The following is a 21,901-nucleotide window of genomic DNA, read 5'->3' as shown; positions in this document are numbered from 1 at the left end:
GGCCCCAGCGACTTCCCGCGCCTGGTGGTGGATTGAGACCCGATCACCCCACCCCTCCCGCAGACCAGCCGCCCGCGAAGGAAGTCGGACCCGCCGACTTCCTGCGCACCGGCTCGATGAAAGGACAGGGCCGGTCGGAGCCGCACCACCCCGAACAACCCACGCCCAAGCCCCGGCGCCGCACGAAAAGTCGACCCCGCCGACTTCCTGTACGCCATCCCAGAGGGCGTTCTGCGAGGACACGAGAGGTGCGCCCGTTGTACCGAAGGCTGGCTCCGATCAACGCGGTTGACGTTCGGCAAGGACGCGTTCCGACGGAAACAGGAACAAGCGCAGCCCCACCCGAGCGACCTCTCGGCCACCAGGGCGCGTGTCGAAAGTGCTGGTCACCGCCACTCGTTTGACGGCTTCGACCAGCACCGTCGCTTCGTGGCGGACAGCGAGTTCGTCGTGTCCCGTGGCTGCCGCGCGGTGGCGCTTGAAGCGGTGGATCACCATCACGGTGCCGCCGAGGCCGACTCCGCGCCCGGCACTCGCCCTTCGGGAACGGATCCGTCACGACGGGCGACACATCACGCCCGCCCTGGACCGGATACCGCGAGGCGACAGGCCCACCCGTCAGCTGCGCGAGCCGCGCCGAGGCGGCCGCACGCACCTCCTGCGGACGTTCACCGATCCGGCCGCGGGATGTGCCGACCCCAGGCATACAACGGAGCCCGCTGCCGAACGGACGGGGCGTCAGCGCATGCCGCCGGAAGCGAGGATGACATCCCCGGTGATCCAGCGCGCGTCGTCGGAGGCCAGGAAGGCCACCAGCGGGCCGTAGTCGTCCGGGGTGCCCGTGCGGCCCAGTGGGGTACCGGCGATCGCCTGTGCTTCCTGGGCCGAGCCGGGGAATCCCATGGCCCTGGTGCCCTCGGTGTCCGACGGTCCGGGCATGATCGCGTTGACCCGGATGCCGCGCGGGCCGAGTTCCTTGGCCGCCACGATGGTGAACGCGTTGACGGCGCTCTTGGACGCGACATAGAGCGAGGCGTACGGCGGGTGGGTGAGCGTGCCGGCCGTCGAGACGTTGATGATCGACGCGGCGCCGATGTCCTCCTGCGCGGCCAGGGCCTGCGTCGTGAGGATCGTCCCGAGCAGGTTCGTCGTCATCTCGCGCTGGAACTCCTCTTCGGTGATGCCCGACAGCGGCGCGAAGGCGGCGACGGCCGCGTTGTTCACGAGCACGTCGACCGGTCCGTACTCCTCGCGCGCGCGATCGAACAGATGGCGCACGTCGTCGCCGCGGGCCACGTCCGCCCGGACCGCGATCGCCCGGCCGCCCTCGGCGGTGATGCCGGCGACGACCCGTTCGGCGCCCTTCGCGTCCTCCCGGTAGTTCACCACCACGGCCGCGCCGGTCCCGGCCAGCGCCTTGGCGATCCCCGCACCGAGGCCCTTCGACGCGCCCGTGACGATCGCCGTACGTGCGTTGCTGCTGATCACAGTGACTCCTCGAACGTTGGTGCCTGCGGAAGTCACCGTAGGAAAGCTGGTTACTGCGAGGAAGTACGTACTTTTTTGTAACCTCATGACGTGATGGAAACTCAGCACGTCGCGACGGCCGCCCGGCTCCTGGCCCACGACACCTTCGACAACAGGTGCGTGCTCAGGCCGATCATCGATCAGACGACAAGCCGCTGGGCGACACTGATCGTCTCGGCCCTCATCGCCGGCCCGCACCGCTTCGCGCAGCTGCACCAACGGGTCGGTGGCATCAGCCAGAAGATGCTGTCGCAGAACCTCAAGGCACTGGCCCGGGCCGGGCTCGTCGACCGCCATGTCGCGCCCACCACCCCGCCCCAGGTCACCTACAACCTGACGGAACTCGGTGTCAGCCTGGCCGGGCCGCTGACCGAACTCATCCAGTGGTTCGGCCGGCACGGGGACGAGCTCCTCGCCGCCCAGGAGCACTACGACAGCCGGCAGGAGTCACAGCGCGCGTCCTGAGCGGGACGGCAGCCTGTCGGAGCCTTCGCCTAGAGTGCGGCATCCAGTACGACGACGGCCGGCAAGAGGACGGACGATGACCGAGGCGTGGAACCGACTGCGGGCGATCATGGGAGAGCCGGTGTACACCCCGGCACGCGTTCCGTGGGAGCTGGCGCCTGCCGAACTCGGGGTCCAGCTGCCGTCGGACTACCGCGCGTTCGTCGACCTGTACGGCGGGGTGAACCTGAACGGCGAGTGGGGCGTGTACACGCCGAGCGAGAAGCCGTCCTTCTACGAAGCGCCGGGCGGACTGGCGGACTGGCTTATCACGAACGACGTCGATCTCCGCGACCAGATCGAGGGCGAGGAGGTGTGGTGGGAGCAGCCCGGCCCCACCCCGGTGTTCCCGGACCCGGGCGGCCTGCTGTCCTGGGGCTGGAACAGCAACCACAACCAGTGCTGCTGGCTGACGACCGGTCCGGACCCCGAGCAGTGGCCGGTGACGGTGTTCTACGAGGACCGGCTCGACCACTTCGACGGTGGTTTCGCGGAGTTCCTGGCAACCGTGCTGACCGGCGGTTACGCGGCGGAGGACGAGTTGCTGGTGCGCGCGGACCCCGAGGTGTGGGGGCCTCAGCCGGCCCGACCCCTCTGGTCTCCCAAGAGCGACTGGGCGGGCAGGAACTGGGGCGCCGAGTGGGGTATCGAGGGATTCCTCGCCGCGCCCGGGTCGACGGAGATGCCGTGGGTCAGGGCGTGACGGGCGATCGGCGCGACGGGCAGCTCCGCTTCAAGGCGCCGATCCGGTACCGGCGGACGGGCCGGAGGACCTTGGTCCTCTTCCCGACCGCTCTGGCCTGCGCCCTTGCCTTCGTCCTCGCCGCGGGGGCCAAGGGCCGGGATCCCGCGATGATCGCGGCCTTCACGCTCTGCCTGATCGTCGCCTACGTCATCGCCGCCTCCTTCGTGGGCCCGTTCTGCGGCAGTACCACGGTGGATTCCGCGGGCCTGACCACGCGGACCCTGCTGAGGACACGTGTGGTCACCTGGCCGCAGGTGCGGTCGTTCGGGGTCTCGCCGGAGGTCAACCGCGGCATCGAGCACTGCCTCCTGGAGGTGCGCCTGCACCAGGGGCGGGCAGTCGTCCTGCCGGGCCTGGTCGCGTCGAGCGCGGACGACCCGGAGCTCCGGTCGCGCCTGTCCCAGCTGCGGGCCGCGTGGACCGCGCACCGATCCGCTGCCGCGGCCGGGTGATGCGGCTCGACGGGCGCGCTGCCCCGCGCCGGGCGGCCCGGGCGGCCCGGCCGGGTCTGCCCCGCGGGGGCAGTGACTCTGCCCCCGCGTACCTGGCCGGGGGCCGACCGTGGCACGTATACAGGAGGCTGAGCCGTCCTCCGCCCCGAAAGGGTCCCTCATGCACGCACGGGAAGCCGCCAGAACGCCGAACGGCGCCCGCTCCGGCCGCCAGGGCGCCGACTCCGCGCGGACGGCCCGCACCGCAGCCGTACCGGTGCGGCCGGCGGCGGGCCTTCCGTCCCCGCAGGAGGTGGCCGCCCTGCAGCGCACCGTCGGCAACGCCGTCGTGGCCCGGATGTTCGAGGAGGCCCGCCACCGGCACGCCCCGGACTGCGGCCACCAGGAGCCGGGCGGCGGCGGGGAGCCCGTGCAGCGCTCCGCCGTGCACCGGGTCCTCGGGTCGCCGGGCCGGCCGCTCGACGCCGGGCTGCGGGAGGAGATGGAGCAGCGGCTGCGGGCGGACTTCTCCGACGTGCGGGTGCACACCGGCACGGCCGCGCAGCGTTCGGCGCAGGAGGTGGGCGCCCGCGCCTACACCTCGGGCAGCCATGTCGTCCTCGGTGCCGGAGGGGCGGACAAGCACACCCTGGCCCATGAGTTGACCCATGTGATCCAGCAGCGCAACGGCCCGGTGGCCGGCACGGACCACGGCAACGGCCTGCGCGTCAGCGACCCGTCCGACCGCTTCGAGCGCGAGGCGGAGGCGACCGCGCGCCGGGTGATGGCGGCGCCGGTGCAGCGGGCCGTCGCCGCCCCGGACGCGCCCGGCCCCGCGGACCGTGCCCCGGACAAAGCAGCCCCGGGCGGGGCGGCCCCGGCGGTGCAGCGGGTCGTCAAGGTCGTCAACGCGGTCATCAAGGCGGATGAGACCGACAAGGTCCAGTGGAAGGCCGGGCGTCACCAGAGGCTGCCGGAGGCGGACAAGAAGGCGATCCTGGCCGAGATCGGGAGGATGGCCGAAGCGGAGGAGTCCGTACGGTTCAGGTCGTACGAGGAGCTCATCGACGCGGCCCACGCCCGGGTGCGGGCGGCGAGCGGGCAGAACCTGGCGCCGGTGACGCCCGTCGCCGTCGCCACCGGGGCGCTCCAGCACGCGTTGACGATCTCCGACGAGGAGCAGATGAAGCGCCACAAGGAGGTGCGCCGGCGACTGTCCCTGCGCGGGGTCGGCCTCGACCTGGAGGCGTTCCGCAACCGGCAGGCGATGGTGAACCCGTTCACGTACAGCGACGTGGAGGACGGCGCCTCCTACACCATCGGCGCCGGCGGGAACTTCGTCCTCGGCAGCGTGCAGGAGGGCGACTACTCCCAGCTGTTCGACCTGGCCAGGAGCAAGTCGGGCCTCACGGAGCAGCAGTTGGCGAACCGGTTCATCAAGGCGCTGTCGGAGAGCGGCAGCAGGCCGTTCGACGATCTGCCCAAGGACGCCCAGAAGTACTGCGCCAAGGTCGTGGCCATCATCCAGGGCGCCGAGTTCCGCCGGGCCGCCGCCAACCCGACCGCGGCCGTCGCGGCGTTCAACAAGGTCGCCACCGGTGAGACGGCCACGCTCCACGAAGCGATGAACACGTTCACCCTGTTCGCCAAGGCCGGCGGCGGATCGGCGGACTCGCAGTACCACCGCGACAGCAAGGAGCCCGACGCGGAGCTCAACGCCCGCATCCTCCAGGAGTTCAGGTCACTGGCCCAGCTCGTGTCCGCGAACGGCTTCGACCCCAACGACGAGAAGCAGTTCTACGAGGCCTGCGAGACCATCGCGGTCGGCTCCATGAACTCCTTCAAGTCGAACTTCAGCTACACGATGACGTGAGCGGACCGGCCCCCGGGCCCCCGCAGGCGCCGAGGTGTCGGCCGTCGCCGCCGCGACGGCGGCCGACACCCGTGTGCGGTGGGTCAGTTGTCGTTGTTGACCTTGGTGTAGGCGGAGCTGTAGCCGGTCGGACAGTAGAGGGTGTCGCTCCCGTTGCCCATGTGCCAGGAGCCGAAGACCGTCGTCTGGTTGCCCTTGACGTTGTCGTTGTTGCAGACCAGCACCAGCTGCCAGTGGTTCTTGGTGGCGGTGGTCTGGCAGCTCACCGACCCCCAGTTCGTGCCCTGGGTGGTGCTGCAGTACGAGGTCGCCGACGCCCCCGGCGCCGCCATCACACCGGCGGCCACCAGCAGCGCCGCACCGGTTCCCAGAGCCGCAATTCGACGCACGGCCTTCTCCTTCGTCGCATCTCGAACAATCGGTGCGGTCAGCATGCCGAAGATGCGACCGGATGTATCCACCGTCGGCGCGACTGGCCGAAACCGGCCCGTCCGCTTCCCCGGGCAGCACCTGCCGGAACCGCCGCACGCCCGGGGCGCCCGGCCGGGGAGGGAAGGTCCCGGCCGGGCGCCCGACGGTCAGCCGGCTACCGCTCAGGGGCCCGTGATCGTCCAGTACACGGCGGCGTTGTTGCCGCTGCCCCCGCTCTGCGCGAACCGGAACATCGGGTCGGAGCCGGCGGAGTCGTAGCCGTTGCTGCCGGCGTACGGGTTGTTCCAGTGCAGCTGCACGCGCTTGCCGTTGAGCCCGGGGTTCCCGCAGTTCTCCGCGTCGTAGATGACGTGGCCCTCGGTCCCGGTGAGGAAGCCGTTGCTCTCGGACTGCCAGCGCCCGGTGTTCCCGTCGCGCACGATGGCGTCCGGGGCCAGGCCGCTCGACCAGATGCCGTGGTCCAGCCAGGCGTTCTGCAGGCGCAGTTCGCAGCCCGTCCAGTTGACGACCGCGACCTGCGTGCTGCGCGCCGCGCTCAGCGCCTGCGCCGGCTGCTGGTCCGCGGTGGCCGCGCCGGCCGGGGCGGCCGTCGCGAACAGCGCGGCGGCGACGCCCGCCGCGGCCAGCGCCGAACGGACCAGGGACTTCCGCTGTGCCATGGGGCACTCCTCTCGTTCCCGGACCGCATCGGTGCGGTCCGACTGCTCGAAGCCTCGGCCGGGCCCGTCAACAGGCGGTCGACAATGTGTTGACAGGCGATGGACAAGCAGCGCGCCGTCGACCGCCCGGACCGGGCACGGCGCCTCTGACCAGGGGTGATGCGGTCGGTATCATGCGCCGGGGGGATCGTTGCGCGGGCGGAGGGGGACGGCTGGTGGGTGGTTTGCGGTTCGCGGTGCTGGGGCCGCTGCGGGGGTGGCGGGACTTCGGCGAGCTCGCGCTCGGGTCGCCGCAGCAGCGGAGCCTGCTGCTCGCGCTGCTGCTGCGGGCCAACCACCCGGTGTCGACCGGTCAGCTCGTCGACGACCTGTGGGGCGAGGAGCCGCCCGCCAAGCCCTCCGCCGTGATCCGCACCTACGTCCACCGCCTGCGCCGCGTCCTGGGGCCCGACGCGCCGACCACGCTCAGCGGGGGCTACCTGCTCGCCCTGGACCCGGGCGCACTGGACACCCACCGCGTCGAGGAGCTCCTCGACGAGGCGAAGGAACTGCGCGCCGACGGCGAGCACGCCCACGCCGCCGGCGCGCTCCGCTCGGCGCTGGCCCTGTGGCAGGGCGAGCCGATGACCGCGCTCCCCGGCCCCTACGCCGAACGGCAGCGCGGCGAGTGGGCCGAACGCCGGGTGACCGTCCTGGAGTCCTGCCTGGAGGCCGAGATCGAGGCCGGACCGTCCGGCGAGCTCGTCGCCGAGCTGACCGCCGTCGTGGCCGAACACCCGCTCAGGGAACGGTTCTCCGAACTGCTGATGCTCGCCCTCTACGGAACCGGCCGGCAGGCCGAGGCCCTGGGCCTCTTCCGCACGGCGGACCAGCGGCTGCGCGAGCAGCTCGGCGTCAGCGCGGGGCCCGGACTGCGCGAACTGCAGCGCCGGATCCTGGTGGCCGACACCGGCCTGGTGTCGCCCGCGCGGCCCCGGCCCGCCGGCGCGACCCGCCCGCCCCACCGGACCCGCCCGCCGTACCGGGCGGCGGTCCGACCCACCCAGGTCCCCGCCGACCTCGCCGACTTCACCGGCCGCGAGGCGCAGACCGAGGCCCTGCGGGCCGTCCTGCTCACCCCGCACACCGTGCCCGTGGCCACCGTCTCCGGCCTCGGCGGCGTGGGCAAGACGGCGCTGGCCGTCCACGTCGCGCACGAGCTGGCCGCCGACTTCCCCGACGGCCAGCTCTACCTCGACCTGCACGGCGCCGACGGCCGCCCGACCCGCCCCGAGGAGGCCGTGGGCACCTTCCTGCGCTCCCTCGGCGTACCGGCGGACGCACTGGCCCCCGGACTCGCCGAACGCTCCGCCCAGTTCCGCTCGCTGCTCTCCGACCGACGCGTGCTGGTCGTCCTCGACAACGCCCGGGACGCCGAACAGATCCGGCCGCTGCTGCCCGGCCGGCCCGGCTGCGCCGTGCTCGTCACCAGCCGGGCCAGGCTCGGTTCGCTGCCCAACGCGCACGTCGTCGAGCTCTCCGCCTTCGCCCGGCAGGAGGCCCTCGGCCTGCTCGGCCGGGTGATCGGCGGGCAGCGGCTGCGGGCCGAGGAGCGGACGGCCGCGGAACTCGTCCGGCTCTGCGGACACCTCCCGCTGGCCGTGCGCATCCTCGCCGCCCGCCTCGCCTGCCGGCCGGACTGGACCATGGCCCGGCTGCTCGACAAGCTGTCCGGCGACGGGCGCCGGCTGGACGTGCTGCGCGCCGGGGACCTCGCCGTCGAACCGGCGTTCCGCTTCGGCTACGACCAGCTGACGCCCGAACAGGCCCGGGCCTTCCGGCTGTTGGCGGTGCCGGAGGTACCGGACCTGTCACCGGGCGCGGTCGCGGCGGTGCTCGGCCTGCCCGAGGAGGAGGCCGAGGAACTGGCCGAGTCGCTGGTCGACTGCTCGATGCTGGAGACCGCGCCCCCGGACCGCTACCGGTACCACGACCTGCTGCGCGCCTTCGCCCAGCAGCTCGCCCCGGCCCCGCAGGCCGGACCGCAGGCGGAGGCCGGGCCACAGGCGGAGGCCGGGCCGCAGGCGGGGACCGGCTCGCAGGCGGCGGAGGAGGACTTCCCGGCCGCCGTACTCACCCGGCTGGCGGCCCACCACCACGCCGAGACCGTCGCGGCCCTCGGCCCGTCCGCCGCCCGCGCCGCCCTGCCCGGTGCCGTTGCCGACGCCGGTGCCGGAGCCGACGCCGGTGCCGGAGCCGACGCCGGTGCCGGAGCCGATGGCGGTGCCGGTGGCGGAGCCGCCTTGCGCGCGGCGGCACCGCCCCACGGCCGCGTCGACTACCACGGCATCGGCGCACTCGTCGGCCAGTACGCCGGGCTCCCCGAGCCGCCCCGGCTCGACCTGGTCGCCGAACTGCTGCTCGGCTGCAGCCTGTTGTGCGACACCGGCCAGGCCACCCGGCCGCTCGGGCACGCGGCCAAGGTCCTGCTCCGGGCCGCCCTCCAGCAGGGCGACCGCACGGCCGAGGTCAGGGCCCGGCTGGTGCTCGGACGACTGCTCACCGAGGTCGGCTCCGAACCCGCGGCCCTCGCCGAACTGCTCAGGGCCCGCGACCTGTGCACCGCCCACGACCTGCCGGGGCCGCTGCTCGCCCTGGCCCACGCCTCACTGGCCGCCCTGTTCGTCCAGGTCGGCCGGCCGGGCGACGCGGTCGCCGGCTTCACGGCGGCGGTCTCGGCCTGGGAGAAGCTCGGCGACCGGCGCTCGGTGGCGGCCGAACTGCTCAACCTGGCCCGCGCGTTCACCGAACTCGGCCGGTTCGACGCGGCCGTCCGCGTCGTCGACCAGTCCCTGCTGATCTGCCACCGGCTCGCCGACCACGACCTCCAGGCGCTCGCCCTCGACTCGATGGGGACGATCGCCCACGACCGCGGCGAGTTCGAACAGGCCCTGCACCACCACCGCAACGCCCTCTCCCTGCTGCGGCCGGACGACCGGCGCCGCACGGGCCGTACGCTGCTGCGGCTCACCGAGTCGCTGCGCGCCGTCGGCCGCGACGAGGAGGCGGTGGCGGCGGCCGACCGGGCGGTCGAGGTGCTGACGCTCGACGGCGACCGCCGGGGACGGGGGCTGGCCCTGGCGGCGCTCGGCGACGCACTCGCCGAGCGCGGCGGGGACGGCGACGGGGACGCGGCCCGGGCCCACCGGTCGGAGGCCTACGACATCCTGGCCTCCCTCGGCTCCCCCGAGGCCAACCGGTTGCGCGCCCTGATCGGCCCGGACGGGCCCGCCGTGCGGCCCCGCCGGCAGTGGCCGTCCTGGCTGCCGGAGTGACCTCCCAGGGCCCGACCGGCGGCCGGCGGCTCACCTCAACGTCCACACCTGGTTGTCCGCACCCGAGCAGGGCGCCACTCGGACCCAGTGGCCCACACCGTCGGACGTCAGGCACAGGTTGGTGTCGGCGTTGACGATCCGGTGGCCGCCCGGAACCGGCGTGATGGCCCAGACCTGGTTCCAGTTGGACGGCGGGCTCGTCCAGATCTGCACCCGACCGCTCTCCCTGTCCTGGTCCAGCCCCTTGGTGAAGTTGCTGGAGGCGTTGCGCAGGTAGTACCTACCCTCGTCGACCTTGTCCAGCCGCCACACCTGCGCCAGCGTACCGTTGGCATCGAAGGTGTCGACCTGGTTGCCGTCCCGGTCCTTGGAGTAGGAGTTGTCCAGCGTGCCGCCGTTGCTGCTGATCCGCGCCAGCTCGGGCAGCGGCGCCACCGGCTGCCGGGTGGGCTGCGTCGGCGTCGCGGACGCCGTGGGCGTGGCCGTCTCGTCGGGGGCCGGCCGGACCGGGGCGGTGGGGGTCGGCGCGGGCGCGGCGGGGTTCTCCCCGGTGGTGGAGGCGGGGGCCGGAAGCGGGGCGGAGCTGCGGGTGGGCACGGAGGCGGCCGGGGCGGGGGGCGTGGCGAAGGGGCTCCGGGCGGGCGGCGCGGGGGCGGCCGGGGCGGGGGCGAGGCTCTCGCCCGTGCCCGGCACGGCCGGCGGGGGCGGGAGCGGGAGCGCCGCCGGGGCGGACGGCTGTCCGATGAGCGGGCCGGCGGCCTCCACGAACGCGGCGGCGTCCGGCCGGTCGGGGCCGTCCGTGGGCCCGGCGACGGCGGCGGTGTCCTGCGGCGCGCCGTTCCGGTCGGACCGGACGACCGCCGCCCCGGCGGCCCCGGCCACGCAGAGCAGGGTCAGGGCCGTCACCCCGGCCAGCGCCCGCAGGCGGTGCCCGGTCCGCGGGGCGTGTCCGGTCCGCGGGGCACGCGCCGCGACCGGCCGGGGCCCGGTCCCACTCCCTGTCCAGGACGGGGACGGGCCCGGAGACGGCGCCGCCTCCACCGCGGTGAGGGCGCGGCGTGCTGCGGTGGCCATCGTCGCCGCGTCGGGCCAGCGCTCACCGGGTTCCTTGGCCATCGCCCGCTCGACCAGCGCCCACACCGGCGCGGGCACCTCCCCGGGAAGCGGCGGCACGGGCTCCGTCAGGTGCTTGAGGATCACTTCGAGGGCGGTCTCCCCCTCGTACGGGAGCCGGCCGGCGAGACACTCGTAGAGGACCACGCCGAGCGCGTAGAGGTCGGCCGAGGCGGTGACCGTCCCGGTGGAGGCCTGTTCCGGTGCCTGGTAGGCGGCGGTGCCCAGCACCATCCCCGGGACGGTCGTCCGGGCGTCGCAGTCGGGCCGGGCGATGCCGAAGTCCGCGATCACCGTCCGGTCTCCGCGGACCATCAGGTTGGCCGGTTTGATGTCCCGGTGGACCACCCCGGACCCGTGCGCGGCCTCCAGCGCCTCCAGCACCTGCAGGGCCAGCTCCAGGGCCTCCGCCACCGGCAGGGCTCCGCGGCGCTCCAGGACGGCGCTCAGCGGTTGCCCTTCGATCAGCTCCATGACCAGGTAGCCGACCGGGCGCCGCCCGTTCGCGGCACCGGACCCGGCGTCAGGCCCGTGGTCGTCGCCGAGCCCGGCGTCGGGCCCGCGGTCGTGGTCGTGGCCGGGCCCGCGGTCGTGCCCGTAGTCGTACACGCCGACGATGCCCGGGTGCCGCAGCCGGGCCATGACCCGGGCCTCGGCGTGGAAGCGCTCGGCGAAGCCGGGCTCGTCCAGCAGGGCGGGCTTCACCACCTTGACCGCCACCCGGCGGCCGAGGACCTCGTCCTCGGCGAGCCACACATCGCCCATCGACCCGCCGCCCAGCCAGTCCACCAGTCGGTAGCGGTCGGCGAGCACGGTGCCGCGCATGCATCTCCCTGAATCGAGCCCGAGGACCGGAGCGGATCCGGGGACCGGCCCGGTTCCCCGGGCGCGCCCTGGTCCGGGCGCACTCCGAGGATCATGACACCGGCAAGTCAACTACTGAATTCCCATCATATGAACCGCTCTCGGCTCGGGCCATCACCGGCCCCCGCCCCCCGGCGGGCCGGCGGCGGGCCCGGCCCGCTCCGGCGGCGTGCGGGGTGCCCGCGTCGTCGTTCGTCCACGGACGGTGCGACCCGGGGGCGTCCCCGCCCAGGTCGCGGGCAGCCGACCGTGCACGGACGGCCTCCGGTCCACGGCCCGGTGAACCGCCCCGCCCGGCACCGCGAACCGGCGGCGGATCCGGCGGACTTCCACGAACTTCCGCGGGCTTCTGCGGCTTCTGCGGGCGGTTCCGGTGCGAATGCCGACGTACCACCGCATAGCGTTCCGGGGTTTGCCCCTCCCCCAGGGGAAGGCGGCACAGTGGCGGGCGTGCAGGAGAACGTGATCACCATCGGCGAACTCGCCGCCCGGACCAGGCTCAGCCTCAAGGCCCTGCGGCTCTACGACGGGCGGGGGCTGCTGCCGCCCGCCCTGGTCGACGCGCGCACCGGGGTGCGCCGCTACGGCCCGGCGCAGGTCGAGCGGGCCCGGCGGATCGCGCTGCTGCGCGCCGCCGGGCTGCCGCTGGCGCGGATCGCGGCCGTGCTGGACGCGGCCGTGCCGGACCCCGGCGCGGACCCCGGCGCGGACCCCGGCGCGGACCCCGGCGCGGACGCGGACGCCGACGGCAACGCGGGCGAGCGGGAGCTGCTGGCGTACTGGCGGGAACGGGAGGCCGAGCACGCGGCCCGCCGGGAGGCGGTGGGCTACGCCCGGGAGGTTCTGAGCGGAAGGAGCACCACCGTGTTCGAGATCGCCGAGCGCGACGTGCCCGAGCAGCGGGTGCTGTTCGTACGCCGGCACGTGGACGCCGCCGCGCTGCCCGGCTTCCTCGCCGAGGCCGGCGAGTCGCTGCTCGGCCGGCTGCGGGAGGTCGGCGCGTGCCTGTCCGGACCGCTGTTCGCGGTGTACCACGGCCTGGTGGGCGAGGACTGCGACGCCCTGGTCGAGGTCTGCGCCCCCACCCCGAACGACGTCGGGCCGCACGGCCCGTTCGCGGTGCGCATCGCACCCGCGCACCGCGAGGCGTACACCGCCCTGACCCGGCGGGGCTTCACCGCGATGGCCGCCGCCCACGACGCGGTGGGCGCCTGGGCCGCCGCCCGCGGGTACGGGCGGGGCGGGCCGAACCGGGAGGTGCACTACCCGAACCGGGCGACCGCCGGACCGCAGGAGCACGTCGTGGACGTCGCCGTGCCGCTGGCCGCGGGGTAACCGCCCGTCGCCGTAAGGATTTCTGGACTTGTGGGTCCATTGTCGACTGCCTAGCGTGCTTGCTCGTTCCCCTCTTCTCCTCCCTCGCTTCGACGCGCTTCGACCCGCTTCGACGAGCCCGCACAGGAAGGTGTCAGCCCATGCACGCGATCCGGATCGAGGAGCACGGCGGCCCCGAGGTCATGCGCTGGACCGAGCTGCCGGACCCGGTCCCCGGCCCCGGCGAGGCGCTGGTGCGCCTGGGCGCGGCGGGGGTCAACTACATGGACGTCGGCGCCCGGGCCGAGGGCGGCCCGGGCTGGGCGGCACCGGTGGTCCTGGGCGCCGAGGGCATGGGGTACGTCGTCGCGCTCGGCGAGGGGGTGGACGGCCTGGCCGTCGGCGACCGGGTGGCCTGGTTCTACCACCCGGGCAGCTACGCCGAGTTGCTCGCCGTCCCGGCCGCCTCGCTGGTCGCGGTGCCGGACGGCGTACCGGACGAGATCGCGGGCGGCCTGCTGATGCAGGGCCTGACCGCGAGCCACCTGAGCACCGAGACCTACCCGATCGCCCCGGGCGACACCGCCGTGGTGCACGCGGCGGCGGGCGGGGTGGGCCGGTTGCTGACCCAGCTGGTCACGGCGCGCGGCGGCACCGTGATCGGTCTGGTCTCCCGCGAGGAGAAGGCCGCCGTCGCGAAGGAGGCGGGCGCCGACCACGTGCTGGTCCACTCCGGCGGTGGCTTCGAGGACCGGATCAGGGAGCTGACCGGCGGGCGCGGGGCCGACGTCGTCTACGACGGCGGCGGAGCCGACACCTTCCGCTCCTCCCAGCTGGCCCTGCGCCCGCACGGGGTGCACGCCTACTACGGCCCCTTCATGGGCGTGCCCGAGCTGCGGCCCACCGACCTGCCGAACAGCATCCTGCTGACATACCCGGTGGTGCACCACCACGTCCCCACCCGCGAGGCGCTGGTGCGGCGCGCCGGCGAGCTGTTCGACCTCGTCCTGTCGGGCCGGCTCACCCCGCGGATCACCGGCCGCTACCCGCTGGCCGAGGCAGCCCGGGCGCACGCGGACCTGGAGTCCCGGCGCACCACCGGCAAGCTGGTGCTGCTGCCGTGACCGTACCGAAGGGGCAGGTGCCGCCGACCCGCAAGGGCGCCGCGACCAGGCAGCGCATCATCGAGGGCGCCGCCCTGGAGATCCGCGGGACGGGCGTGTTCGCGCTGCGCCTGGAGGACGTGATGGCCCGCACCGCGACCAGCAAGAGTCAGCTGTTCCACTACTTCCCCGGCGGGAAGGACGAACTGCTGCTGGCCGTGGCCCGCCTGGAGGCGGCCCGGGTGCTCGACGACCAGCAGCCGGAGCTGGACTCCCTCACCTCCCGGGAGGCCTGGTGGCAGTGGCGCGACAAGGTCCTCGCCCGCTACCGCGCGCAGGGCGTCGACTGCCCGCTGCACGTGGCCCTGTCCCAGCTGGGCACGGCCACCGACGCGGGCCGCACGGTGGCCGCCGAGCTGCTGGGGCAGTGGCAGCGCCGGCTCGCCGCGGGCATCCGCCACCTGCGGGACGGCGGGGCGCTCGCCGCCGGCCTGGACGCCGAGCGGGAGGCCGCGGCGCTGCTGGCCGGGGTCCAGGGCGGGGTGCTGATCCTTCTGACCACCGGCTCCACCGACCACCTGGAGGCGGCGCTGGACTCGGGCCTCGCCCGGCTGGGGCTGACGCCGAGGTGAGCCGAGCCGAGCCGGGTTGATACCGGCCCGATGCCGGCCTGACGGAGCGCTCACGGGGAGCCGGCCGAGGGCCCGCCGCGGCCCGTCGAGGATGACGCACCGGGGTCGCCCCCGTACGGACGGGCACCGCCCGGGTGTGGAACGGGTCACAGTTCCAGGGCTGTTGGGGGCCGCGGGTGAGAAGGGTCACGCCCGGAGCGCTCTCGCGGCCCGCGGCGGCGGCCGCCCCCGGCAGGACTGGGCGGGCGCCGTTCCGGCACGGGCGAAGGGCCCGTCCGCTTCGGGACCTTGGTCGTGAATCCCCTCGACCTTCGGCCCGGTGGCGGCCCCGCGGGGCCGGGGCAACCGTGGACGGTCGCCCGTTGTGACCGGGCGATGGCGCCGTCCGAGGTGGGCGGCGTCTTCCCCTGCCGTCTACCCGGCGCACGGTGCGCAGTGCGTGCCGTACGCTCCGGAGGACCCTCAGCACATGTCCCAGACCATCGACAACGCCCCGTATACCGCGTTCCACCGCAGGCTGGCCCTGGCCTGTTCGGGCGGACCCCTGCTCGACGGCTACATCCTGAGCATCGTCGGCGTCGCCCTGATCGGGATGCGCCCGGACCTCGGGCTGTCCACCGCCGAGGTCAGCCTGATCGGCGCCGCCGCGCTGGTGGGGATGTTCGTCGGCGGCGCGCTCTTCGGCGTGCTGACCGACAAGATCGGCCGGGAGGTGATGTACACCGCCGACCTGCTCGTGATGGTCGCCTGCTCGGTGCTCTCCTTCTGGGTGGACGCGGTGTGGGCGATCGCCGTGCTGCGCTTCGTGCTCGGCATGGCCGTGGCCGCCGACTACCCCATCGCCACCTCGCTGCTCGCCGAGTGGCTGCCCGCCAAGAAGCGCGGCCGCCTGCTCGGGCAGCAGATCGTCGCCTGGTACGCCGGCTCGGTGCTCGCCTACGTGGTGGGCTACCTGTTCCTGGAGCTGGCCGGGCCCGGCAGCTGGCGGTGGATGCTCGCGAGCTCCACGGTGCTGTGCGTGGTGTTCCTGGTGATCCGGCGCGGCTCGCCGGAGTCCCCGCGCTGGCTCGCCGCCAACGGGCGGGTCGGTGACGCGGTGCGCGTGGTCGAGAAGCACCTCGGGGTCCGGGTCGACGGCCGCGAGCTGATGCCCGATCCGGCCGAACGCGGCCGCCCCGCCGGGCTGCGCCTGCTGATGACCCAGCCCTACCGGCGCCGCACCCTGTTCTGCGGCCTGTTCTTCATGTGCCAGGTCGGCCCGCTGTTCGCGATGCTCACCTTCGGCCCGCAGATCCTCTCCTCCTTCGGCATGCCGGGCGGCACCGTGATGGAGACCCTCGGCACCGGCCTGATCAGCCTGGTCTTCCTGCTCGGCTGCTACCCGGCGCTGCGCCTGATCGACACCCGCGGCCGGCGGCCCGTCATCATCTGGTCCTTCGCGCTGATGACCGTCCCGCTGGCGCTGCTGGGCGTGTGGCCCACCGCCCCGGCCGCCGTCGCGCTGCTGGCGCTGTGCGCGTACGCCTTCCTGTGCGGCGGGCCGAACGTGCTCGACTGGACCTACCCCAACGAGCTGTTCCCCACCGAGATCCGCGCCACCGCCGTGGGCGTCGCCACCTCGGTCAGCCGGATCGGCGCGGCCGTCGGCACCTACCTGCTGCCGCTGTCGCTGACCGGGCTCGGCACCGGCCCGACCATGCTGATCGCCGCCGGGACCACCGCCGTCGGCCTGCTGGTCTGCGTCCTGTGGGCCGAGGAGACCCGCGGCACCGCCCTCGGCGCCTCCCCCGCGGCCGCCGCCGGCGCCTCCGGCTCCGCCCCGCGTCCGGCCCGGGCCGCCGTCCCGGCCCAGCGGCTCCCGCAGACGGCGCGCTGACGGCCCCGCTGCGCACGGCCCCCGCGCCCCGCTTCGACGGCGCCGCCCGGTTCCCCCGGGCGGCGCCGTCCGGCGTTACGGGGTGCCGACTCCCTTTTCCCGCACCACCGACCGCACCCGCCCGACTCGCACCGGCGACACCGACCGCACCGGCGGCACCGACGGCACCGACCGCACCGACCGCACCGGCGACACCGGCGACACCGTCACGAGCCGCCGACCCCCGCGCCCCGAAGCGTTCCAGGGTGGCGTGGTAGGCCCGCCACAGGGGGCGCGGGCCGCACCAGGAGTGGGGCGGCAGGAGGTCGTCGCGCTCCACGTCGGCGGGCAACCGGCCGGTGACAGGGGTGACCACGCGTCCGCGGTGGTGGGCGAGGTAGGTCCAGAAGCCGACGGCGAGCGGTGCGGCGGCCACACCCGCGGGGACCGGCCAGGTCTCGCCGGTCTGCGGGTGCCGCGGCACCACGGCGATGTCCGGGAGCGGGCCGGGCAGCCGCAGGCCGGGACCGGCCAGAGCCACGCGCCGGGGAGGGCGCCCGGCCGCCCGTCCCGGGGGGAGCAGTTGGTCGAGCAGCGCGTGGAAGGCCTCGGCGAGGGGGCCGCCGGGCAGGACGACGGGCGAGCCGTCCGCGGCGGCGACCAGATGGGCGAGCACCACGGCCGACTCCGCCTCCCAGCGCGGGTCCCACCGCCCCGTCTCGTCGAACGGCTCGGCGGCGCACCACCATTGGGTGAGCGCCGCCCAGTCCGCGACCGGGCGGGCGGGGCCCGCGGGGACGGGGCGCACCGCGTCCGGCTCCAGCCAGGTGGCCTGCCACAGCGAGCAGTCGTCGATCCTGGTCGCGACCTTCCGGCCGCAGCCGGCGCAGGTGACGTTCGGGCCGTTGCGGCCGTCGATGCCGCAGCAGGCGCCGGGTTCGCGCCGCTGGACGAGGGTGGTGCCGTGGGCGTCACCGGGGGCGATCACGATCGAGCGGGAGGCGCTGCGAGGGTGGTCGTCGACGGCGTAGGTGCCCGATTCCATGAGGACGGGCATGGGGTGGCCGTTGCCGTAGCCGAAGCCCGCGTAGGCGGGGTACGGGACCCGTGACAGCGGCACGGTCAGTGCGTGTCCGCACCGCCCGCACGCGAAGAACTCCATGCACTCCCCTGTTCCGGCGCCGGGAGCGGTCGTGCGCGGCGCCGGTGGGTGAGTATCGCGGGCCCGGCGGCCGAAGCCAACGGGTTTTCCGCCGGCCCCGCCCCGACCCCGGGGCGGGGCCGGCCCGGCGGAGAACTCTTGCAAGTCCCTGCGTGCGCAACTATTGTTTGCGAATGTAAATGCAGCTGCAAAAGTTGCACACCAACCCTTGATTCGCCTCCGCGTCCTGGCGCCGGCCCGACCCACCGGGAGTCCGACATGAGCACCTCTCTCTTCGCCCCGCTCACCCTGCGGTCGCTGACCGTCCCCAACCGCATCTGGATGCCGGCGATGTGCCAGTACAGCGCCGCCCCGAACGGGGACGCGGCCGGCGTACCCACCGACTGGCACTTCACCCACCTCGCGGCCCGCGCCGCCGGCGGCACCGGGCTGATCATCACGGAGGCCACCGCGGTCAGCCCCGAAGGACGCATCAGCCCGTACGACCTCGGCATCTGGAACGACGAGCAGGTCACGGCCTTCCGCCGGATCACCGACTTCCTGAAGAGCCAGGGCACCGTCCCCGCCATCCAGCTCGCCCACGCCGGGCGCAAGGCCTCCACCGAGCGCACCTGGATCGACCGCGGACGCCCCGTCACCCCGGACGAGGAGCACGGCTGGACCCCGGTCGGCCCCAGCGCCGACGCCTTCTCCCCCGCCCACACCACCCCGGACGAGCTGACCGAGGAGCAGATCGGCGAGATCGTGCGGCAGTTCGCCGACGCCGCCCGGCGCGCGCTCGACGCCGGCTTCCAGGTCGCCGAGGTCCACGGCGCCCACGGCTACCTGGTCCACCAGTTCCTCTCCCCCGCGTCCAACCACCGCACCGACGGCTACGGCGGCTCCTACGAGGGCCGCATCCGCTTCGCGCTGGAGGTCGTCGACGCCGTCCGCTCGGTGTGGCCCGAGGACCTGCCGGTCTTCTTCCGCGTCTCCGCGACCGACTGGATCACCGAGAACCCTCAGGACGGCCGCGAGGGCTGGACCTCGCAGGACACCGTCCGCCTCGCCAAGGAGCTCCGGGCCCACGGCGTCGACCTGCTCGACGTCTCCACCGGCGGCATCGTCCCCGACGCCCGGATCGAGGCCGGGCCCGGCTTCCAGGTGCCCTTCGCCGAGGCCGTGCGCCGCGAGACCGACCTGCCGGTGGCCGCCGTCGGCCTGATCACCGACCCCGCCCAGGCCCAGGCCATCCTCACCGACGGCCGTGCCGACGCCGTCCTGATCGGCCGCGAACTGCTGCGCGACCCCTACTGGGCCCGCCACGCCGCCGCCACCCTCGGCGGCGAGGTCGCCACCCCCGCCCCGTACCACCGCGCCTGACGCCCGCATGCGCGCGTGGGGCGGGGAGCCGATCCGGTCGGCTCCCCGGGCCCCACGCGGGCACCGGGGGGCTGTTCAGGCCCCCTGTCGCCGCGAGCCGTCGGCGCCTTCGTCGTCCACGGCCGTGGCGTCGCTCAAGTCCTCCACCCTCACCGGCCGTTGGCCGTCGAACACCACCGCGAGGCCGTAGGGGTCGCAGATCGGCAGGCGTCCCTCGGCGAAACGCAGGTGCCACTCGTCGAGGTAGAAGTTGAGCTGCGGGCAGTCCAGTGGGAACTCCGCGACGGGCAGGCCGCGGTAGGGCTGCGCCTGCGCTTCGGTGAGGCCGAAGAAGGCCGGGTCGGCCTCCACCTGCTCGCGCACGAAGCGGATCCCCGTCCCGATGTAGTGGTCGACCCTGCCGAGCACCTCGCCGACCAGGGGAAGATCGGCCCGGTCGAGGTCGTCGGTGCCTTCGAGCAGGATGGTGGCCTCGACGGGGGCGCCGTACAGCGCACTCCTCGGCGCCCGGGCCACGCTCCAGACCCTCAGCCCGTCGGGCCCCTGATCGGGGAGCAGCTGTCCGATGCCGCTGCGGAAGACGTTCGAGGACACGGCTGCTCCATCTCGCGAAGCCCGGGGCCGCGGCCGCCGGGAACGGACGGGCAACGCTACCCCGGTACACGGCGCCGTCCCGCCGGACCGCGTGTCCGCAGGAAATCTTTCGGCCCGGGCAGGGCGGGGTGATGCCATTTCAGGGGGTCCGGGCCGCAAATCTTCCTGTGGAGGTGGAGTTGCGTGGCGGACTTGAGTTGGAGTGCACTCCAAGTTCTACGGTTCCTTCCGTGGTCGCCGGCGCCGGTGGTCGGCGGCCGGGAAACGGGAGAGGAGCAGCGCAGATGAGCATGTCCGCGAGTGAGGCCGAGGTCCGCCGGGAGCGTTTCGCGCACGGGGCCGCGGTGCTCGACCGGATCGACGGCGAGGCCGGGCGGCGGGTGGTGGAGTCGCTGGGCGAGGTGAGCCCCGAGCTCGGGCACCAGGTGGTCGCGTGGGGGTTCGGGGAGATCTACAGCCGTCCCGGGCTGGCGCCGCGCGAACGGCAGTTGGTCACCCTGGGCATGCTCACCGCGCTCGGCGGGTGCGAACCGCAGCTGGAGGTCCACGTCAACGCCTCGCTGAACGTCGGGCTCACGCCGCAGGAGATCGTCGAGGCGCTGCTGCACTCCGCCGTCTACTGCGGGTTCCCGAAGGCGCTGAACGCGACCTTCGTCGCCAAGAAGGTGTTCGGCGAGCGCGGCCTCCTGCCGGTCGTGACGGACGGGCAGGAGGACCGGTCGGTCGGCTGAGCGGCAGTCGGGCCCGTCGGCGTGTCAGGCCGTGGCCGGTGGTGCTTCCTCGGGCAGCAGGTGCCGGCCGAGGTGCGCCGTGAGAAACGCGGCGATCGCCTCCGCATCGGTGGACTCCGCCGGCAGGTCGCCCGGGCGGGGCTGGAGGAGCCCGATGAGTTCGTCCCGCAACCGGGCGTCGAGAAGCGGCGCCCGGTAGCGGTCGATGGTCCCGCGGTAGAACAACCAGTCGAAGATCCTGACGGCGGGGCAGCGGCCGGACTGCGGCTCGTCCGACAGATGGCCCTCGTGCCAGGCGCCGACGTAGACGTAGTCCGCGCGCCTCAGCGCCCCGTCGAGGTTCGGGGTGGGAAGGTCCTTCAGGTTCCAGTGGCTGCGGGCTTCGGCCTCGGGTACGGGTCCCGGGAGTGCGGCGAGCCAGAGACGAAATTCGAGCACCGAAGCAGCTTGGCAGACCTTCACCGGACCGTCGGCCGGGACACCGGCTCAGAACCCGGTCAGGGTCGTCTTGCCGATCGCCGCACCGGACTCCTGGAGGCGGTGGGCCGCCCGGAGGTTGGCGGCGTTGACGGGGCCGAGGTCGCGGGTGGCGGTGGTGGTCAGGACGCCCGCGTCCACCAGGCGCGCGACCCGGTCGAGGATCCGGTGCTGCACCGCCTGGTCGGCGGTGGCGTGCAGGGAGCGGGTGAACATGAACTCCCAGTGGAAGGAGATGCTCTTGCCCTTGAGGACGCCGATGTCCAGGGAGTCGAAGTCGTCGATGGCGACGATGCCGCCGAAGGGGTTCAGGGCCTCGGCGTAGGCGGCGAGGTTGCGGTCGGTGGCGACGGTGCTGAAGACGTGGTCGAGGCCGCCGGGGGCGGCCTTCGCCAGCTGCGGGCCGAGCGGGCGCGTGTGGTCGATCACGTGGTCGGCGCCCATGCGGCGGGCGAAGTCGGCCGACTCCGGGCGGGACGCGGTGCCGATCACGGTCAGGCCGGTGAGGGCACGGGCGAGCTGGGTGACGAGGGAGCCGACACCGCCCGCAGCGGCGGTCACCAGCAGGGTGCCGCCCTGCTCCGGGCCGCCGGTGCCCAGGCCGAGGCGTTCGAAGAGGCCCTCCCAGGCGGTCAGCGCGGTCAGCGGCAGCGCGGCGGCCCCGGCGTGGGAGAGGGTGGCCGGCTTGTGGCCGACCAGGCGCTCGTCCACCGCGTGGTAGCGGGAGTTGGTGCCGGGCCGCTCCAGGGCGCCGGCGTAGTACACCTCGTCGCCGACCTCGAAGAGTTCCACCTGCGGGCCGACCGCGACCACGGTGCCGGACGCGTCCCAGCCCAGCACCCGCGGCTCACCGCCCGGGTCGGCGTTCTGCCGGACCTTGTGGTCCACCGGGTTGACGGCCACCGCCTCCACCCGCACCAGCAGGTCGCGCGGGCCCGGCCGGGGCACGGGCAGCTCGACGTCGAGCAGGCTCTGCGGGTCGTCGACCGGCAGGCTCCTGCGGTAGGCGACGGCGGGCATCGTCGCGGGGATCGCGGCCGTCCCGGGGGTCGTGGTCGTCTCGGGCATCAGGGGTCTCCTCGTCGGAAGGGGTGGGCGGCGCATTGCCGTCCGGGCACGTCGGCGACGGTATGCGAGGGGTAGTGGTTACCCGCAAGGACCATTGGTACCCATCGGGTACCGAAGCAGTACCCGATGGGTACCATCGGC

Annotated in this window: 20 protein-coding genes; 12 read left to right on the top strand and 8 right to left on the bottom strand. The window is 74.2% G+C overall.

Annotation, left to right across the window (positions count from 1 at the left end; genetic code table 11):
* Positions 1 to 279: 279 nt before the first annotated feature.
* On the bottom strand, positions 280 to 501 hold the full coding sequence (locus ACFWJ4_RS26495; protein WP_380547749.1) for a hypothetical protein: 222 nt from the start codon (positions 499 to 501) through the stop codon (positions 280 to 282).
* 237 nt (positions 502 to 738) lie between these two features.
* Positions 739 to 1,488: an SDR family NAD(P)-dependent oxidoreductase gene (locus ACFWJ4_RS26490; RefSeq protein ID WP_380547746.1), complete on the bottom strand. Its 750-nt coding sequence runs from the start codon at positions 1,486 to 1,488 to the stop codon at positions 739 to 741.
* Positions 1,489 to 1,581: 93 nt separating this feature from the next.
* Here ACFWJ4_RS26490 and ACFWJ4_RS26485 point away from each other — a divergent pair, with 93 nt between their 5' ends.
* The 4 genes from ACFWJ4_RS26485 (at position 1,582) to ACFWJ4_RS26470 (ending at position 5,080) form a co-directional block, all read left to right on the top strand.
* Positions 1,582 to 1,992 carry a winged helix-turn-helix transcriptional regulator gene (locus ACFWJ4_RS26485; RefSeq protein ID WP_380547761.1) on the top strand — a complete coding sequence of 137 codons (411 nt, stop codon included), beginning with the start codon at positions 1,582 to 1,584 and terminating at the stop codon, positions 1,990 to 1,992.
* A gap of 76 nt (positions 1,993 to 2,068) precedes the next feature.
* Positions 2,069 to 2,734 carry an SMI1/KNR4 family protein gene (locus ACFWJ4_RS26480; protein ID WP_380547743.1) on the top strand — a complete coding sequence of 222 codons (666 nt, stop codon included), beginning with the start codon at positions 2,069 to 2,071 and terminating at the stop codon, positions 2,732 to 2,734.
* A 71-nt stretch (positions 2,735 to 2,805) separates the two neighbouring features.
* Positions 2,806 to 3,228, top strand: a complete 423-nt coding sequence (locus ACFWJ4_RS26475) for a PH domain-containing protein (RefSeq protein ID WP_380547740.1) — start codon at positions 2,806 to 2,808, stop codon at positions 3,226 to 3,228.
* 160 nt (positions 3,229 to 3,388) lie between these two features.
* Positions 3,389 to 5,080: a DUF4157 domain-containing protein gene (locus tag ACFWJ4_RS26470; protein WP_380547737.1), complete on the top strand. Its 1,692-nt coding sequence runs from the start codon at positions 3,389 to 3,391 to the stop codon at positions 5,078 to 5,080.
* A gap of 83 nt (positions 5,081 to 5,163) precedes the next feature.
* Here the strand turns inward: ACFWJ4_RS26470 and ACFWJ4_RS26465 are convergent, their stop codons facing one another.
* Both ACFWJ4_RS26465 and ACFWJ4_RS26460 read right to left on the bottom strand, forming a co-directional pair.
* Positions 5,164 to 5,469: a hypothetical protein gene (locus ACFWJ4_RS26465; RefSeq protein ID WP_359910675.1), complete on the bottom strand. Its 306-nt coding sequence runs from the start codon at positions 5,467 to 5,469 to the stop codon at positions 5,164 to 5,166.
* A gap of 204 nt (positions 5,470 to 5,673) precedes the next feature.
* Positions 5,674 to 6,171, bottom strand: a complete 498-nt coding sequence (locus tag ACFWJ4_RS26460) for an aegerolysin family protein (RefSeq protein WP_359910672.1) — start codon at positions 6,169 to 6,171, stop codon at positions 5,674 to 5,676.
* Positions 6,172 to 6,386: 215 nt separating this feature from the next.
* Here ACFWJ4_RS26460 and ACFWJ4_RS26455 point away from each other — a divergent pair, with 215 nt between their 5' ends.
* A complete protein-coding gene (locus ACFWJ4_RS26455) occupies positions 6,387 to 9,485 on the top strand; it encodes a BTAD domain-containing putative transcriptional regulator (RefSeq protein WP_380547734.1) in 3,099 nt (1,032 codons plus the stop codon).
* Positions 9,486 to 9,515: 30 nt separating this feature from the next.
* Here the strand turns inward: ACFWJ4_RS26455 and ACFWJ4_RS26450 are convergent, their stop codons facing one another.
* Entirely contained in the window at positions 9,516 to 11,423 is a 1,908-nt protein-coding gene (locus ACFWJ4_RS26450) for a serine/threonine protein kinase (RefSeq protein ID WP_380547732.1), read from the bottom strand.
* Positions 11,424 to 11,912: 489 nt separating this feature from the next.
* Between ACFWJ4_RS26450 and ACFWJ4_RS26445 the strand changes: the two genes are divergently transcribed.
* The 6 genes from ACFWJ4_RS26445 to ACFWJ4_RS26420 all read left to right on the top strand — a co-directional run bounded on the left by ACFWJ4_RS26445 (position 11,913) and on the right by ACFWJ4_RS26420 (position 18,890).
* A complete protein-coding gene (locus ACFWJ4_RS26445; RefSeq protein WP_380547729.1) occupies positions 11,913 to 12,797 on the top strand; it encodes a MerR family transcriptional regulator in 885 nt (294 codons plus the stop codon).
* Positions 12,798 to 12,937: 140 nt separating this feature from the next.
* Positions 12,938 to 13,900, top strand: a complete 963-nt coding sequence (locus ACFWJ4_RS26440; RefSeq protein WP_380547727.1) for a quinone oxidoreductase family protein — start codon at positions 12,938 to 12,940, stop codon at positions 13,898 to 13,900.
* A 17-nt stretch (positions 13,901 to 13,917) separates the two neighbouring features.
* The gene (locus ACFWJ4_RS26435) at positions 13,918 to 14,511 is read left to right on the top strand and encodes a TetR/AcrR family transcriptional regulator (RefSeq protein ID WP_380547758.1); all 594 of its coding nucleotides are present in this window, start codon (positions 13,918 to 13,920) and stop codon (positions 14,509 to 14,511) included.
* A gap of 469 nt (positions 14,512 to 14,980) precedes the next feature.
* Positions 14,981 to 16,387, top strand: coding sequence for an MFS transporter (locus ACFWJ4_RS26430; RefSeq protein WP_380547724.1), 1,407 nt, complete (start codon positions 14,981 to 14,983; stop codon positions 16,385 to 16,387).
* 731 nt (positions 16,388 to 17,118) lie between these two features.
* Positions 17,119 to 17,397, top strand: coding sequence for a hypothetical protein (locus tag ACFWJ4_RS26425; protein ID WP_380547721.1), 279 nt, complete (start codon positions 17,119 to 17,121; stop codon positions 17,395 to 17,397).
* A gap of 389 nt (positions 17,398 to 17,786) precedes the next feature.
* Entirely contained in the window at positions 17,787 to 18,890 is a 1,104-nt protein-coding gene (locus tag ACFWJ4_RS26420; RefSeq protein ID WP_380547718.1) for an NADH:flavin oxidoreductase/NADH oxidase, read from the top strand.
* 75 nt (positions 18,891 to 18,965) lie between these two features.
* Here the strand turns inward: ACFWJ4_RS26420 and ACFWJ4_RS26415 are convergent, their stop codons facing one another.
* Positions 18,966 to 19,484, bottom strand: a complete 519-nt coding sequence (locus ACFWJ4_RS26415; protein WP_380547715.1) for a hypothetical protein — start codon at positions 19,482 to 19,484, stop codon at positions 18,966 to 18,968.
* 290 nt (positions 19,485 to 19,774) lie between these two features.
* Here ACFWJ4_RS26415 and ACFWJ4_RS26410 point away from each other — a divergent pair, with 290 nt between their 5' ends.
* On the top strand, positions 19,775 to 20,215 hold the full coding sequence (locus tag ACFWJ4_RS26410; protein WP_380547755.1) for a carboxymuconolactone decarboxylase family protein: 441 nt from the start codon (positions 19,775 to 19,777) through the stop codon (positions 20,213 to 20,215).
* 24 nt (positions 20,216 to 20,239) lie between these two features.
* On the opposite strand, the gene ACFWJ4_RS26405 is transcribed toward ACFWJ4_RS26410, so the two are convergent.
* Both ACFWJ4_RS26405 and ACFWJ4_RS26400 read right to left on the bottom strand, forming a co-directional pair.
* A complete protein-coding gene (locus ACFWJ4_RS26405) occupies positions 20,240 to 20,653 on the bottom strand; it encodes a hypothetical protein (protein WP_380547713.1) in 414 nt (137 codons plus the stop codon).
* 48 nt (positions 20,654 to 20,701) lie between these two features.
* On the bottom strand, positions 20,702 to 21,712 hold the full coding sequence (locus ACFWJ4_RS26400; protein ID WP_380547752.1) for a zinc-binding alcohol dehydrogenase family protein: 1,011 nt from the start codon (positions 21,710 to 21,712) through the stop codon (positions 20,702 to 20,704).
* Positions 21,713 to 21,901 lie beyond the last annotated feature (189 nt).

The organism is Kitasatospora sp. NPDC127067, assembly GCF_042724755.1.
GTDB classification, from domain to species: Bacteria; Actinomycetota; Actinomycetes; order Streptomycetales; family Streptomycetaceae; genus Kitasatospora; species Kitasatospora lactacystinica.
The sequence above is the reverse complement of the archived record's forward strand: the minus strand, read 5'-3'. Positions and strand labels throughout refer to the sequence as shown.